This window comes from Burkholderia crassaminum (genome assembly GCF_964265005.1).
Classification (GTDB): Bacteria; Pseudomonadota; Gammaproteobacteria; order Burkholderiales; family Burkholderiaceae; genus Burkholderia.
In genome coordinates this window covers 731,326-744,760 of sequence record NZ_OZ183799.1, presented here as the reverse complement: position 1 = coordinate 744,760, position 13,435 = coordinate 731,326, and the positions used below count along the sequence as shown (strand labels likewise).

The 13,435-nt window shown below is 68.2% G+C and carries 14 protein-coding genes; 8 read left to right on the top strand and 6 right to left on the bottom strand.

The window, feature by feature from the left end; translation table 11 throughout:
• Nucleotides 1-14 precede the first annotated feature (14 nt).
• The 4 genes from ACPTTF_RS03430 to ACPTTF_RS03415 form a co-directional block, all read right to left on the bottom strand.
• Nucleotides 15-1,292, bottom strand: a complete 1,278-nt coding sequence (locus tag ACPTTF_RS03430) for an MFS transporter (RefSeq protein ID WP_423370269.1) — start codon at nt 1,290-1,292, stop codon at nt 15-17.
• Between the two features lie 183 nt (nt 1,293-1,475).
• A complete protein-coding gene (locus tag ACPTTF_RS03425) occupies nt 1,476-2,057 on the bottom strand; it encodes a YceI family protein (protein ID WP_021156367.1) in 582 nt (193 codons plus the stop codon).
• 64 nt (nt 2,058-2,121) lie between these two features.
• The gene (locus ACPTTF_RS03420) at nt 2,122-2,682 is read right to left on the bottom strand and encodes a YceI family protein (protein ID WP_166964729.1); all 561 of its coding nucleotides are present in this window, start codon (nt 2,680-2,682) and stop codon (nt 2,122-2,124) included.
• An 8-nt stretch (nt 2,683-2,690) separates the two neighbouring features.
• The gene (locus ACPTTF_RS03415; RefSeq protein ID WP_423370268.1) at nt 2,691-3,251 is read right to left on the bottom strand and encodes a cytochrome b; all 561 of its coding nucleotides are present in this window, start codon (nt 3,249-3,251) and stop codon (nt 2,691-2,693) included.
• A gap of 258 nt (nt 3,252-3,509) precedes the next feature.
• Between ACPTTF_RS03415 and ACPTTF_RS03410 the strand changes: the two genes are divergently transcribed.
• From ACPTTF_RS03410 to ACPTTF_RS03385, 6 genes are all read left to right on the top strand, one after another.
• On the top strand, nt 3,510-4,172 hold the full coding sequence (locus ACPTTF_RS03410; protein ID WP_423370267.1) for a paraquat-inducible protein A: 663 nt from the start codon (nt 3,510-3,512) through the stop codon (nt 4,170-4,172).
• Nucleotides 4,169-4,798 carry a paraquat-inducible protein A gene (locus tag ACPTTF_RS03405; protein WP_423370266.1) on the top strand — a complete coding sequence of 210 codons (630 nt, stop codon included), beginning with the start codon at nt 4,169-4,171 and terminating at the stop codon, nt 4,796-4,798. Before ACPTTF_RS03410 ends, ACPTTF_RS03405 begins: the two co-directional genes overlap by 4 nt.
• The gene (locus ACPTTF_RS03400) at nt 4,791-6,410 is read left to right on the top strand and encodes an intermembrane transport protein PqiB (protein WP_423370265.1); all 1,620 of its coding nucleotides are present in this window, start codon (nt 4,791-4,793) and stop codon (nt 6,408-6,410) included. Before ACPTTF_RS03405 ends, ACPTTF_RS03400 begins: the two co-directional genes overlap by 8 nt.
• The gene (locus ACPTTF_RS03395; protein ID WP_423370264.1) at nt 6,407-7,132 is read left to right on the top strand and encodes a PqiC family protein; all 726 of its coding nucleotides are present in this window, start codon (nt 6,407-6,409) and stop codon (nt 7,130-7,132) included. Before ACPTTF_RS03400 ends, ACPTTF_RS03395 begins: the two co-directional genes overlap by 4 nt.
• Before the next feature lie 473 nt (nt 7,133-7,605).
• Nucleotides 7,606-9,729 (top strand): site-specific recombinase, encoded by a 2,124-nt coding sequence (locus ACPTTF_RS03390; protein ID WP_166964740.1) that lies wholly within the window; start codon nt 7,606-7,608, stop codon nt 9,727-9,729.
• Nucleotides 9,730-9,895: 166 nt separating this feature from the next.
• Nucleotides 9,896-11,197: a THUMP domain-containing class I SAM-dependent RNA methyltransferase gene (locus ACPTTF_RS03385; RefSeq protein ID WP_166964742.1), complete on the top strand. Its 1,302-nt coding sequence runs from the start codon at nt 9,896-9,898 to the stop codon at nt 11,195-11,197.
• Nucleotides 11,198-11,293: 96 nt separating this feature from the next.
• Here ACPTTF_RS03385 and ACPTTF_RS03380 read toward each other — a convergent pair whose 3' ends face one another.
• The gene (locus tag ACPTTF_RS03380) at nt 11,294-11,758 is read right to left on the bottom strand and encodes an SRPBCC family protein (RefSeq protein WP_423370263.1); all 465 of its coding nucleotides are present in this window, start codon (nt 11,756-11,758) and stop codon (nt 11,294-11,296) included.
• Nucleotides 11,751-12,083 (bottom strand): ArsR/SmtB family transcription factor, encoded by a 333-nt coding sequence (locus ACPTTF_RS03375; RefSeq protein ID WP_166964746.1) that lies wholly within the window; start codon nt 12,081-12,083, stop codon nt 11,751-11,753. The genes ACPTTF_RS03380 and ACPTTF_RS03375 overlap by 8 nt, the downstream gene beginning before the upstream one ends.
• Nucleotides 12,084-12,252: 169 nt before the next feature.
• Between ACPTTF_RS03375 and ACPTTF_RS03370 the strand changes: the two genes are divergently transcribed.
• Nucleotides 12,253-12,657, top strand: coding sequence for a VOC family protein (locus ACPTTF_RS03370; RefSeq protein ID WP_166964748.1), 405 nt, complete (start codon nt 12,253-12,255; stop codon nt 12,655-12,657).
• A 73-nt stretch (nt 12,658-12,730) separates the two neighbouring features.
• Complete coding sequence (locus ACPTTF_RS03365; RefSeq protein ID WP_166964750.1) at nt 12,731-13,417, top strand: helix-turn-helix transcriptional regulator; 687 nt, start codon at nt 12,731-12,733, stop codon at nt 13,415-13,417.
• Nucleotides 13,418-13,435 lie beyond the last annotated feature (18 nt).

Sequence of the window (13,435 nt, the reverse complement as noted above, 5' to 3'; positions counted from 1 at the left end):
CGCCGCCGGTCCTCTTACCGGAAACCGAACCGCCGGCGCAGCACGAACAGCGCCGCGAGGCTCAACACGGCCGCGAACATCAGGTAGAAGCTCGGCGCCGTCTTCATCCCGGTCGCCGTGATCAGCCACGCGATGATGAACGGCCCGAAGCCGCCGAAGATCGTCACCGCGACGTTATACGCGAGCGACATCCCGGTCGTGCGCGTCTGCACCGGAAACACCTCGGACAACAAGCCTGGCAGCGCCGCGAAGTAACCCGTCATCAGGAACGCGAGCAGCACCTGCAGGGCGATCAGCGTGCCGAAGCCCGGATGGGCGACCAGGTACGCGAATGCCGGATAGATCAGCACGAGGAAGCCGACGGCCGGCGCGATCATCACGCGCACGCGGCCGTAAGTGTCCGACCAGTGGCCGACGAGCGGTGAGAACACCATCTGGATCACGCCGACGACGAGGATCGCCGCGAACGCGGCCGACGGCGCGAGGCCGAGCTGCTTCACGCCGTAGGTCGGCATGAACAGCACGAGATAGGTGGCGACAGTGCCGAGCACGACCACGCCCATCGCGGCGACGAGACGCGCCTTGTGCGACGTGAACGTGTCGCGCAGCGGGTTCGCGGTGCCTTCCGCCGCGAGGAATTCGGGCGTCTCGTCGACCTTCGTGCGGATGTAGTACGCGACCGGCCCGAGCAGCAGGCCGAAGAAGAACGGCACGCGCCAGCCCCACGACGCCATCTGCGCGGCCGAGAGCTGCGCGTTCAGCACGGTGCCAAAGCCGGCGGCGAGCAGCGTCGTGAGCCCCTGGCTCGCGACCTGCCAGCTCGCGAAGAAGCCGCGCCGGCCCGGCACGTGTTCGGCGAGGAACGCAGTCGCGCTGCCGAACTCGCCGCCGGCCGAGAAACCCTGCATCAGCCGCGCGGCGACCAGGATCACCGGCGCCGCGACGCCGATCGTCCCGTAGGTCGGCAGCACCGCGATGATCAGCGTGCCGGCCATCATCAGCAGGATCGACAGCGTGAGCGCGGCCTTTCGCCCCACGCGGTCGGCATACGCGCCGAGCACGATCGCGCCGAGCGGGCGCATGAAAAACGACACGCCGAACGTGCCGAGCGTGAGCAGCAGCGACACGGTGTCGTTGCCGGCCGGGAAGAACAGCTTCGAGATCGTCACCGCGAAGAAGCCGTAGACGACGAGATCGAACCACTCGAGCGCATTGCCGATCGACGCGGCGACCACCGCGCGCCACACGCGCGGCGACGAGGCAATGGAACGGGACTGCGTGACGGCATGCATCGGCGATCTCCTTGTCGTTGTACGTTCTGTTCGAGGCGGCCGCGCGCGCCGTCGGCCTGCCCGGCGCCGCGCACGGCGCTCGGGCGATTATAGGCGCGCAAAAAAAACCGCCGCGCCCGTGGAACGGGAACGCGGCGGTTGGCGCGCGACGGGCCGGCGCGGCGGCCGGCCCGGCCGGCGGCGTTACTGCTGCTTGACGGCTTCGGCCGTGATCAGCAGCTTCGTCTTCATCTTGAAGCCGTACTGCTTGCCGTAGTCGAGGCCGAAATCGTCGCGGCTGAATTCGCCGACCGCGTCGACGCCGCACACTTCACGCTTGAGCATCGGATGCGGCATGCACTTGAACGAGTCGATCTTCAGCGTCACCGGCTTCGTGACGCCATGCAGCGTCAGGTTGCCGACCACCGACACCGGCTTGTCGCCGTCGAACTTGATCGTGCCCTTGTAGTTCGCTTGCGGGAACTTCGCGACGTCGAAGAATTCGTTCGTCTGCAGGTGCTCGTCGAGCTTCGCGCTGCCGGTGTGGATCGACGCGATGTCGGTCGTCACGTCGACCGTACCCGTCTTTGCCGCGCGGTCGAGCGTCACGGTGCCGCTCGACTTGTCGAACTTGCCGCGCCAGACCGACAGGCCGCCGAAGTGGTCGGCCTCGAAGCTCGGGTACGTGTGGGACGGATCGAACTGGTAGGTTGCGCTGTCGGCGAATGCCGAGAACGACAGCGTGGCAGCCAGTGCGCCCGCGGCGATCATCAGATGCTTTTTCAACTCTTTCTCCTTGGAACGGCGCCGCGCCCTCGCGCGGCATTCGGGTGATGCGATGGTCCGCCGCTTACTTCGTGGCGACGAGATGGAACTTGATCTGTACTTCGTCCGCGACGACCGACGTGTCCTTCCACTCGCCGGTGCCGACGCTGAACGTCGAACGCTTGATCGGCAGCACGCCGTCGAAGGTCTGCGTCGCGCCGCTCTGCGTGACCGTGACGGGCACCGTGACGGTTTCGGCCTTGCCCTTGATCGTCAGCTTGCCGGTCACGTTGTACTTGTTGCCGCCGGCCGGCGCGATCGCCGACGACACGAACGTCGCCTGCGGGTAAGTCTTCGCGTCGAACCAGTCCTTGCCGGCGACCTGGTCGTTGTACATCTTGTCGCCGAGGTCATAGCTCGCGACGTCGATCGTCATTTGCGCGCTGCCCTGCGCGGCTTTCGCCGGATCGAACTTCACCTGCGCGGAAAACTTCTTGAACGCGCCTTCGGTCGGCACATTCATCTGCTTCGACACGGCGGACACCTTGCTCTTCGCGAGATCGACATCGGCGAGCGCCGCGCCCGACGCGACAAGTGACACCGCGGCGAAGGCGGTCAGCATGGAGCGGGAGAAAGACACTTTCATGGGATCCTTCATTTGGCAAAGGGAAGCATCCGCGACAGCAGGCCGTCGCGGTCCAACAACTGGTGCTTGAGCGCCGCGACCACGTGCAGCGAGACGAGCGCAAGCAGAATGTAATTCAATGACACGTGAAGTGTCTTGAAGGTTTCTTTCAGCACCGGATCGGGGTCGATCAGGCGCGGGAGCGGCACGATGCCCAGGTAGACGACCGGGATGTTCGACGCCGAGCTGTACAGGTAGCCCGTCACCGGAATCACGATCATCAGCACGTACAGCAGGATGTGCACGCCGTGCGACGCCGCACGCTGCCACGCCGGCGTACCGCCCGGCAGCGCCGGCGGCACGTGGGTCGCACGCCACAGCACGCGCACGACGACCAGCGCGAATATCGTCACGCCCATCCACTTGTGCCACGAGAAGTACTTCAGCTTGGTCGGCGTGAAGCCGGGGATGTCGGTCATCACCCAGCCCATCGCGAACGCACAGACGATCAGCAGCGCGATCAGCCAGTGCAGCGCGATCGCCGTCTGCGTATAGCGTACCGGCTTGGCCGGCAGCGATTTCGATGCCATCTTGGATTCCTCAGTTCAGCGAACGGCCGCGCCGGAAGTTCGTCCGACGCTTGTCAAGGGCGCCATGCTACCGCAACCTTTTGACGCGCGCGGACTCTGAAGACAGGCACGCCAGCCGGCTGACGGTTTCCTGTCATGTTACCGACCAGTCACCGAATAAGCGATCGTTGACACGCCGAAAAAGGCCTTTTGGTAAGATTGGCGCGGGTTCCGGCCCCGTCGACGCGTCTCCCCAGCCGTCGCACAACTGCCTTTTCCATGCAACGAAACGACCTGATTGCCTGTCACGAGTGCGACGCACTGTTGCACAAACCGCGCCTGAGCGGACGTGAATCCGCGCGCTGTCCGCGCTGCGATGCGCTGCTCTATCGCAACAGCGCAGCGCAGATCGAGCGGATCTGCGCGCTCGCGCTCGCGGCGCTGATCACGTTCACGATCGCGCAAGTGTTCCCGATTCTCGAAATGGACGTGAACGGCAATCGCGTGCAAACGACGCTGATCGGCGCGATCGACTCGCTGTGGCATCAGGACATGGCGATCGTCGGCGTGATGGTGTTCTGTTCGACCGTGCTGTTCCCGCTCGTCGAGATGGCCGCGCTGCTGTACCTGCTGCTGCCGATACGGCGCGGCGTCGTGCCGCCCGGCTTCAACCTGGTGCTGCGCGCGATCGAGCTCGTGCGGCCCTGGGGGATGATCGAGGTATTCATGCTCGGGATCCTCGTCACGATCGTGAAGATGGTGAGCCTCGCGCGCGTCGTGCCCGACGCCGCGCTGTTCGCGTTCGCCGCGCTCACGCTGATGATCGCCGTCGTGCTGATGTTCGATCCGCGCACGCTGTGGGACATCGCCGACGACCTGCGCGCCGGGCGCTCGCCCGAGCAACCCGACGCCGCCCCGTTGCCGGAAGCCGTCCGCCGATGACGATCCCGACCGCCGCCCGCGAGGGCTACGCCAGCTGTCACACGTGCGGGCTCGTGCAGACGCTCGACCATCCGCACGCGCATTGCGCGCGCTGCGGCAGCGCGCTCCATTTCCGCACGCCGAACAGCCTGATGCGCACGTGGGCGCTGCTGCTCGCGGCCGCGATCCTGTACATTCCGGCGAACCTGCTGCCGATCATGCGCACCGCGTCGATCGTCGGCTCGCAGGAAGACACGATCATGAGCGGTGTGATCTATTTCTGGATATCGGGCGACTGGCCGCTCGCCGTCGTCGTGTTCGTCGCGAGCATCCTCGTGCCGATGCTCAAGCTCGGCGTGCTGCTGATCCTCGTGATCAGCGCGCAGCGCCGCACCGCCTGGCGGCCGCTGCAGCGCACGCGCCTGTTCCGGATCGTCGAGCGCATCGGCCGCTGGTCGATGCTCGACATCTTCGTCGTGACGCTGACCGTCGCGCTCGTCCATTTTCGTTCGCTCGCCACCATCACGGCCGGCCCCGGCGCGCTCGCGTTCGGTTCCGTCGTGATCCTGACGATGCTCGCGTCGATGCAGTTCGATCCCCGCCTGATCTGGGATCCAGTCGAAACCTCAGGGAATCACAATGAATAGTCCACAAGGCCCGCAGCACGACGCGCCCCGGCCGCCCGATCCGACGATCTCGACGAAAAGCGGCTGGCTGCCGTCGCTCGTCTGGCTCGTGCCGCTGATCGCCGCGCTGATCGGCATCGGCCTCGTGATCAAGTCCGTGCGCGAGCGCGGCCCGGAAATCGCGATCAGCTTCCACAGCGCCGAAGGGCTCGAGCCCGGCAAGACCCAGGTCAAGTACAAGGACGTCGAGATCGGCATGGTCAAGACGATCAAGCTGTCGAAAGACCTGTCACGCGTGCTCGTCCAGGTGCAGCTCAAGAAGGAAGCCGAGAACTTCGCGGTCAAGGGCTCGCGCTTCTGGATCGTGCGGCCGCGCGTCGGCGCGACCGGCGTGTCGGGGCTCGGCACGCTGCTGTCGGGCGCGTACATCGGCGTCGACGCCGGGCGCTCGGACGATACGCTGACCGATTTCACGGGCCTCGAGACGCCACCGGCCGTCACGGGCGACCAGAAGGGTACGCAATACGTGCTGCGCGGCGATTCGCTCGGCTCGGTCGACATCGGCTCGCCGGTGTACTACCGCCGCGTGCAGGTCGGCCAGGTGGTCGGCTTCTCGCTCGACAAGGACGGCACGGGCGTCACGTTCAACGTGTTCGTCAATGCACCGTACGACCAGTACGTCGGCGTGAACTCGCGCTGGTGGCAAGCAAGCGGCGTCGACCTGCGGCTGGACTCGAGCGGCCTGAAGCTGAACACGCAGTCGCTCGCGACGGTCATCCTCGGCGGCATCGCGTTCCAGACGCCGCCGAACCAGGGCTCCGGCACGACGGCGCCGAACAACACGACGTTCCGCCTCGCGTCCGACGAGGGCGACGCGATGCGCGACCCGGACGGCCAGCCGCTGCAGGTCGTGATGAACTTCAACCAGTCACTGCGCGGGCTCGCCGTCGGCGCGACGGTCGACTTCCGCGGCATCGTGCTCGGCGAAGTCACCAACATCGGCATCGACTTCGATCCGAAGACGAAGAACTTCCTGATGCCGGTGACGATGAACGTGTATCCGGAACGCCTCGGCCGGCGCTTCCGCGAAACGATCGAGAGCAAGGGCGAACCGGCCCGCCGCGAGATCGTCGAGCGGCTCGTCCAGCACGGGCTGCGCGGCCAGTTGCGCACCGGCAACCTGCTGACGAGCCAGCTGTACGTCGCGCTCGACTTCTTCCCGAAGGCCCCGGTCGTGAAAATCGACACCACGCGCCAGCCGCTCGAGCTGCCGACCGTGCCGAACACGCTCGACGAGCTGCAGCTGCAGGTCGCCGACATCGCGAAGAAGCTCGACAAGGTGCCGTTCGACCAGATCGGCGCGAACCTGAACAGCGCGCTGTCGAACGCCGACAAGCTGTTCAAGCAGCTCGACACGCAGGTTGCGCCGGAAGCGCGCGACACGCTGTCGGCCGCGAAGCAGACCTTCTCGACCGCCGAGGCGACGCTGCAGCAGGATTCGCCGCTGCAGTCCGACGTGCGCGGCGCGCTGAAGGAGCTCACGCGTACGCTGCAATCGCTGAACGCGCTCGCCGACTACCTCGAGCGTCACCCCGAATCGCTGCTCAAGGGCAAGCCAGGAGATCAACAATGACGACACGCGTGAACGGTTTCGCGAGCGGCGCGGCGGCGGCTGTCGCCGCCCTCGCGCTCGCCGCGTGCAGCTCGCCGCCCGCGCGGTTCTACACGCTCAGTCCGGCCGACGCCGCAACGCCGCTGCGCACCGCGCCGGCCAACCCGGCATTCCTGATCGAGGTGCCGTCCGTCGGCGTGCCCGAGCAGGTCGCGAAGAACCAGCTGGTCGTGCAGAAGAACGCCGCGCAGGTCGACGTGCTCGAGCAGGAACGCTGGGCGTCGCCGCCCGCCGACGAGATCCGCCGCGCGCTGTCGGACGATCTCGCCACGCGGCTCGGCACGATCGACGTCGCGAATTCCGCCTATCCGCCCGGCGTGCCCGTGTATCGCATCAGCGTGAACGTGCAGCGCTTCGAGTCGTGGCCGGCCAAGCGCGCGGCGATCGACGCCGTCTGGAGCGTGCGCTCGCTCGCCACGCAGGCCGTGATGACCTGCCGCACGAGCGTCGCGGAGCCGGTCGCCGACGGCTACGATGCGCTCGTCGCCGGCCACCGGCGCGCGCTCGACGTGATCGCCGCGCAAGCCGCGGCCGGCGTGCGCGCGATGGCCGCGCGCCGCGGCGCACCGGCTGCCACGGCGCCCGCGGCCGGCGCCAAGACGGCCGCCGCGACGGTCGTGCCGTGCCCGGCCAATCCGGCGCCGGGCGGCGACGCCGGCGCGACGGGCAAGTCCGGCGCGTAAGCGTGCGGCGCGCAGGCGAACGCTCCAGGGCGTGCCCGCTTGCGCGGCTTCGTCGGGCGCGGCGCGTCCGCTAGCGCGCGCCGGCCACCGCTGGCGTTGTCCTGCCGCAGCCGGCCTCGCATCGCGCGCCCCGGCCGAACGGCTATTTGCATTGTTTGTCAAAATCGGCCGGAACCGGCTTCGTGCAACGCGGTCGGCTTGCGTTTTCCGGCCCGATTGACGATCCTACGCACTTTCAGGCTCGCGCCGCTCGTCGTGCGCGCCAGCCAGCGGCGCCGGGCCGCGTTCGGCCCGACCGCCGTGCCTCCCGGCGCCCGCACGCATTCGGCGTGCACCGCAGCGGGGCAGCCGCATCGCGGGTCGCCGCGCATCGTCCGGCAAGCGGCCCCGTCTCACCCGTTCTCCCCGGCGCCGCGCCGTTTCCCCGGCCGGCATCCCGAACCCGCCCGCCGAGGGCTTTCGCTATTCCGTTTATGTTTCGTTCCCTGACGACCCTGATCAAGAAGTGGCGCGCGTCGCGCAATGCCGGTCACCAGCTCGATGCGCTGCTCGCGCACGCCGACGCCGATGCGTCATACGCCGAGCGCAGCGAATGGCTGATCGAGCTCGCGCACTGGCTGCGCCGCACCGGCACGATGCAGGCCGCGCAGGACACCCCTGCCGATCGAGACGCCGATGCGCGCGCGTATCCGGCCCATGCGCGGTTGCGCTACCTGTTCCACGTGCTCGATCGCAACCCCGCATGGAAAGCGCACGCCGCGCGCATCCTGCGCGGCATCCTGCGCGAGTGCGACGGCATCTCGCTCTTGTGCGACGCCGGCATGCCCGTGCACTCGGGCTTCTTCGGCGCGCTGTTCGAGCGGATCGACTCGTCGCTGATCCCGCCGGCGCCGAACCGCCGCGAGCTGTCGGCGCTCTTCACGCTGATGTTCCCGACTCCGGAAGACGCGCAATGGATCGACACGCTGCCCGACGATCTGCTCGCGCGCCTCGCCGACCTGTTCTCGTTCGACATCACCGACGAAGAGCGCCACGAGCCGGGCTCGTTCTCGCGCGACCTGCTGGCCGCGCTGCACAACCTGACCTGCCAGATCAGCTCGACCGGCCTGTCGCAGACGGTGCGCAGCCGGCTCTCCGACGACGATGCCCGCAAGCCGCTCGAAACGCAGCCGTTCTACCGCCTCACGCGCGCGATGCTCGCGGTCGAGACCGCGCACGCTGCCGTCGAGGACGGCGGCGACCCGAGCAAGCTGCTGCACGAGGTGAACTACCTGCGCGTGCTGCTCGACGAATGCCGGATCGCCGTCGACGAAGTGTTCTCGCACCTGTACCGCAACGGCGTGTCGGTCGACATCGTGTTCCAGGTCGAGCGGATGCGCATGCGCATCCTGCGCGCCGAGATGCTGCTCAACGCGTGGATGGCGCGCGACGACCTGCACGGGATGGCGCACCTGACGGCCGAGCTCATCGACGCGAACCACAACAGCCAGAGCGTGTCGCACCTCGTGCGCAGCAACTTCTCGCTGTTCGCGCGCAAGCTCGTCGAAACCAACGCGGACACCGGCGAGCACTACATCTCGCGCGGCCGAGCCGAGTACCTGAAGATGCTGCGAATGGCCGCGGGCGGCGGCCTCGTCACCGTCGTGACGGTGTGCGTGAAGTTCGCGATCACGGGCGCGCACCTGCAGTCGATGCTCGAAGGGCTGCTCGCGGGCGTCAACTACGCGGCCAGCTTCATGCTGATGCACTTCCTGCATTTCACGCTCGCGACCAAGCAGCCTGCGATGACCGCGCCGACGCTCGCGCGCGAGCTCGACGACACGGGCCACGAGGAAGGCGTGAAGGCGTTCGTTTCATCGGTGATCGCACTGATCCGCACGCAGGCCGCCGCGATTTCCGGCAACGTGCTCGTCGTGCTGCCCGTGTGCCTGCTGGTGCAGCTGTTCGCGGGCAACGTGCTGCATGCGAACCTGATCTCGCCGGAGAAGGCGCACGCGACGCTGCACTCGTTCTCGCTGCTCGGCCCGACACCGTTCTACGCGGCGCTGACCGGCGTGCTGCTGTGGGCATCGAGCCTGCTTGCGGGCTGGGCCGACAACTGGTTCGTGCTGCACCGGGTCGGCGACGCGCTCACGTACAACCGCCGGCTGCGCCTCACGCTCGGCGCGGCCGGCGCCGCGAAGCTTGCGCATTTCTGCCGATCGAACGTGGCCGGCGTGGTCGCGAACGTCGGCCTCGGCCTGATGCTCGGCCTCATTCCGGCGATCGTCACCGTGTTCATGTTCCCGTTCGAGGTCCGGCACGTGACGCTGTCGGCCGGCTCGATCGGGATCGCGCTCGGCGTGCTGGGCAAGGACGCGCTCGGCACGCCCGAACTGTGGTGGGCCGGCGCCGGCGTGCTCAGCATGGCGATCCTCAACGTGCTCGTGAGCTTCGCGCTCGCGTTCACGATGGCCGTGCGCTCGCGCAGCCTGCGCCCGACCAAGGTGCGCGCGCTCGTCGCCGCGATCGTCCGCACGGTGCTGTCGAACCCGCTCGCGCTATTCTGGCCGGGCAGCGGCCAGGCCGCGCGCGCCGGCCAGCCGGGCTCGCACTGAGCCCGCGGCGGCTTGGCGGTGCCCGCCCGGGCGCCGCCAAGCCGGCCTCCCGGCACGCACGCGCGGCGTCCGGGCCCGCCCCACGGCACCGAAACACGACGCAACGCCGGCCCCGGCCGCCCGCGCCGCGTACAATAGTGGACTTTTGCACGTCCTCCCCCGCCTTATGTCCTCGCCCACCCTGTACGAATTCTTCGCCCCCTGCCCGCGCGGCCTCGAAGCGGCGCTTGCCGCCGAGCTGGCCGAAATCGCCGGCCGCCACCTGAACGGCGCGCCGTTCACCGCGGGCGCGCAGGTGCCGGGCGGCGTCCACTTCAGCGGCGGCTGGGCCGCCGGCATGGCCGCGAACCTTCATTCGCGGATCGCGAGCCGGGTCCTGCTGAAGATCGCGCACCGCGCCTACCGCACCGAGCAGGACGTCTACGCACTCGCGCTCGAGCAGCCGTGGGAGCGCTGGTTCGCGGCCACGCAGACGCTGCGCGTCGACATCACCGCGATCAAGTCGCCGCTGAAGAGCCTCGAATTCGCGACGTTGCGCGTGAAGGACGCGATCTGCGACCGGATGCGCGACAAGACCGGCGCGCGCCCGAGCATCGATACCGGTGCGCCGGACGTACGCGTGTTCGCCTTCCTGACGGCCAACGAGTGCACGCTGTACCTCGACACGTCGGGCGAGCCGCTGTTCAAGCGCGGCTGGCGTCTCGACAAGGGCGCGGCACCGCTGCGCGAGAACCTCGCGGCCGGCATCCTGCGCCTGACGGGCTGGACGCCCGGCACGGCGCTGTACGACCCGATGTGCGGCAGCGGCACGTTTCTCGCGGAAGCCGCGCAGATCGCGCTCGGCGTGGCACCCGGCGTCGAGCGCCGGTTCGGCTTCGAGAAACTCAAGCAATACGACATCACCGCATGGCAGGGGCTGAAGGTCCCGGCGCTGGACGCGAAGCGCGCGGCGCGCGGCAAACGCGGTGAAGCGCTCGGCGTGTACGGCAGCGACATCTCCGGCGACATGCTCGAGAAGGCGCGCGCGAACCTCGAGCGCGCGGGCGTGCCGTCGGTATGGCTAAAGCAGGTCGACGCGCGCGGGATGACGCCGCCGTGCGACGGCCCGGGCATCATCCTCGCGAACCCGCCGTACGGCGAGCGGATCGAGGTGCGCGGCCGCAGCGCGCGCGGCGAGGTGCGCGAGACGGGCCGCAACCGCGGCAACGACGACGCCTTCCGCCGCACCCACACCGACGCACCGGACAGCGAGTTCTTCAACGCGCTCGGCGATGCGCTGAAGCAGCGCTTCACGGGCTGGCAAGCGTTCCTGCTGACGTCCGACCGTTCACTGCCGGGCCAGCTGCGGCTGCGCGAATCGGCGAAGACGCCGCTGTTCAACGGCGCGCTCGAATGCCGGCTGTTCCGCTTCGACCTGATCGCCGGCAGCGTGAAGGCGCGACCGGCCACGCCGGAAGGCGACGCGTAATTCGCATCATGGCCGCGCAGGGGCCGCCGATACGGCCGCTGCGCGGCAACCGGAACGCCGCCGTTACCGCACCCGCGGCAACGGCGGCGTTTCGTTTCAGTGCTTCGAGCACTCCCAGCGCCCCATCGTGAACGGCAGCGCCTGCCCCGTCTCGAGCAGCGTCTTGAGGCTCGACAGCACGACCGGCCACCCGCCGCGAATCCCGCGATCCATCTCCGAGCCCGGCACCAGCCCGTCGTGCGTGACGGTCAGCTTCACGACGCCCTCGTGCGGCTCGACGACGTAGGTCACGCGCGATTCCCCGCTCTCCCCCGACGGCGAGCGCCACGTGACGACCAGCCGATGCGGTGGATCGTTCTCCACCACTTCGCCGACGATGTCGACCCGCGACGGATCGTCGTAGTCCTGATGTTCCCAGCGCGAGCCCGGCCGCCAGTCGGGCGACGCGTTGCGGTGCCGCACCCAGTAGTCCTTCGTCAGCTCGGCGTTGGTCAGCGCGTCGAACACGCGCTCGGGCGTCGATGCAATGAACGTCACGTACACAAAGGCGGGATTACTCATCGTCGTCTCCAGAATCGCGGGCCGCTTCCAGCCCGCGCTTGAGATCCGCCAGCGCCTGCAGGCGCTGACGCTCGAACTTGCCGATCCAGCGTTCCGCGATGTCGTGGATCGGCACCGGATTCAGGTAATGCAGCTTCTCCCTGCCACGCCACGTCGTCGCGACGAGATTCGCGGCCTCGAGCAGCGCGAGATGCTTGCTCGCGGCCTGCCGGCTCATCGCGAGCCCGTCGCACAGCTCGGAGAGCGTCTGTCCGCTTTTCGCACGCAGCAGGTCGAGCAACTGACGGCGCGTGGCATCGGCCAGCGCCTTGAAAACGAGATCCATGCCGCTCCCGGGTCAATGGCCTTATTATGCAACCAAACAGTTGCATGTCAAGGGTGACAACTCTACTGACAATACGGTGTCAGCAGGCCGCGATCACACTGCAATCCCGGCGCAATGCAAGGCTGGTTTCCGCACCGAACCCGAACAACAACGCAACAAGGAGCTCGTCATGACGTCCGCAACTGCCACTGCCACCCTGGAGCGCGCGATCGCGTGGTTCGACATTCCGTCCCTCGATTTCGACCGGGCGATCCGCTTTTACGAAACCGTGCTGCAAACGACACTGCAGCGCGAAGTCATCGGCGGCGTGCCGATGGCCACGTTCGACCGCGACGCATCGAGCACGGGCGGCAGCATCGTGTTCGATCCTCAGCAGATCAAGCCGAGCGCGAACGGCGTGCTCGTCTACCTGAACGCCGGCGAATCGGTCGTCGCGGCGCTCGAACGCGCGAAGCGCGCGGGCGGCGTCGTGCAGGGCTCGGTCGTCGAGCTGCCGAACAACTACGGCTACGTCGGCTACCTGATCGACACCGAAGGCAACCGCGTCGGCCTGCACGCGCCGAAATGCCACTGAGCGCAGCGGCCATCGGACTCGCGCGGCGCTATCATCGCGAAGTCCCCACTGCCGTTGGAGCCGAGGTGCCGTCATGACGCGCCGTGCCGACCGCCTGTTCCAGATCGCCGAGCTCTTGCGCGGGCGTCGTCTCACGACCGCGCAGCAGCTGGCCGACTGGCTGTCGGTGTCGCCGCGCACGGTCTATCGCGACGTGCGCGACCTGCAACTGTCAGGGGTGCCGATCGAAGGCGAAGCCGGCATCGGCTACCGGCTGAACCGCAACGCGAGCCTGCCGCCGCTCACGTTTACGGCCGAGGAGCTCGCGGCGCTCGCCACCGGCGCGCGCATGCTCGAAACCTGGGGCGGTGCGCGCTTCGCGAGCGGCGTACGCTCGGCGCTCGCGAAGATCGCGTCGGCCATGCCGGCCGACAAGCGCGCCGCGCTCGACCGCCTGCCCGTGTTCGCGCCGTCGTTCCACATCGACGAGACGTTTTGCGCGAAGGTCGATGCGATCCACCAGGCCATCGACACGCGCCACGTCGTCAGCTTCGACTACCGCGACCGGCTCGGCGCGCATTCGCAACGCCGCGTGTGGCCGCTCGGGCTCGTCTACTGGGGCGGGCGCTGGACGATCGGCGCGTGGTGCGAGCTGCGCGGCGATTTCCGTACCTTCGACATCGCGCGGATGGGCGACATCATCGTGCACGAACAGTTTCCGGACATGGAAGGACGGCGGATCGCCGATTACATGCGGATCGCGGAAGCACCGATGCGCTGACGCGGTACGACGGCACGC

Bases quoted from the DNA above. Each gene is read 5' to 3' on its own strand.
- ACPTTF_RS03430 (WP_423370269.1), bottom strand. From the start codon at position 1,292: ATGCATGCCGTCACGCAGTCCCGTTCCATTGCCTCGTCGCCGCGCGTG.
- ACPTTF_RS03420 (WP_166964729.1), bottom strand. From the start codon at position 2,682: ATGAAAGTGTCTTTCTCCCGCTCCATGCTGACCGCCTTCGCCGCGGTG.
- ACPTTF_RS03415 (WP_423370268.1), bottom strand. From the start codon at position 3,251: ATGGCATCGAAATCGCTGCCGGCCAAGCCGGTACGCTATACGCAGACG.
- ACPTTF_RS03410 (WP_423370267.1), top strand. From the start codon at position 3,510: ATGCAACGAAACGACCTGATTGCCTGTCACGAGTGCGACGCACTGTTG.
- ACPTTF_RS03405 (WP_423370266.1), top strand. From the start codon at position 4,169: ATGACGATCCCGACCGCCGCCCGCGAGGGCTACGCCAGCTGTCACACG.
- ACPTTF_RS03400 (WP_423370265.1), top strand. From the start codon at position 4,791: ATGAATAGTCCACAAGGCCCGCAGCACGACGCGCCCCGGCCGCCCGAT.
- ACPTTF_RS03395 (WP_423370264.1), top strand. From the start codon at position 6,407: ATGACGACACGCGTGAACGGTTTCGCGAGCGGCGCGGCGGCGGCTGTC.
- ACPTTF_RS03390 (WP_166964740.1), top strand. From the start codon at position 7,606: ATGTTTCGTTCCCTGACGACCCTGATCAAGAAGTGGCGCGCGTCGCGC.
- ACPTTF_RS03385 (WP_166964742.1), top strand. From the start codon at position 9,896: ATGTCCTCGCCCACCCTGTACGAATTCTTCGCCCCCTGCCCGCGCGGC.
- ACPTTF_RS03380 (WP_423370263.1), bottom strand. From the start codon at position 11,758: ATGAGTAATCCCGCCTTTGTGTACGTGACGTTCATTGCATCGACGCCC.
- ACPTTF_RS03375 (WP_166964746.1), bottom strand. From the start codon at position 12,083: ATGGATCTCGTTTTCAAGGCGCTGGCCGATGCCACGCGCCGTCAGTTG.
- ACPTTF_RS03370 (WP_166964748.1), top strand. From the start codon at position 12,253: ATGACGTCCGCAACTGCCACTGCCACCCTGGAGCGCGCGATCGCGTGG.
- ACPTTF_RS03365 (WP_166964750.1), top strand. From the start codon at position 12,731: ATGACGCGCCGTGCCGACCGCCTGTTCCAGATCGCCGAGCTCTTGCGC.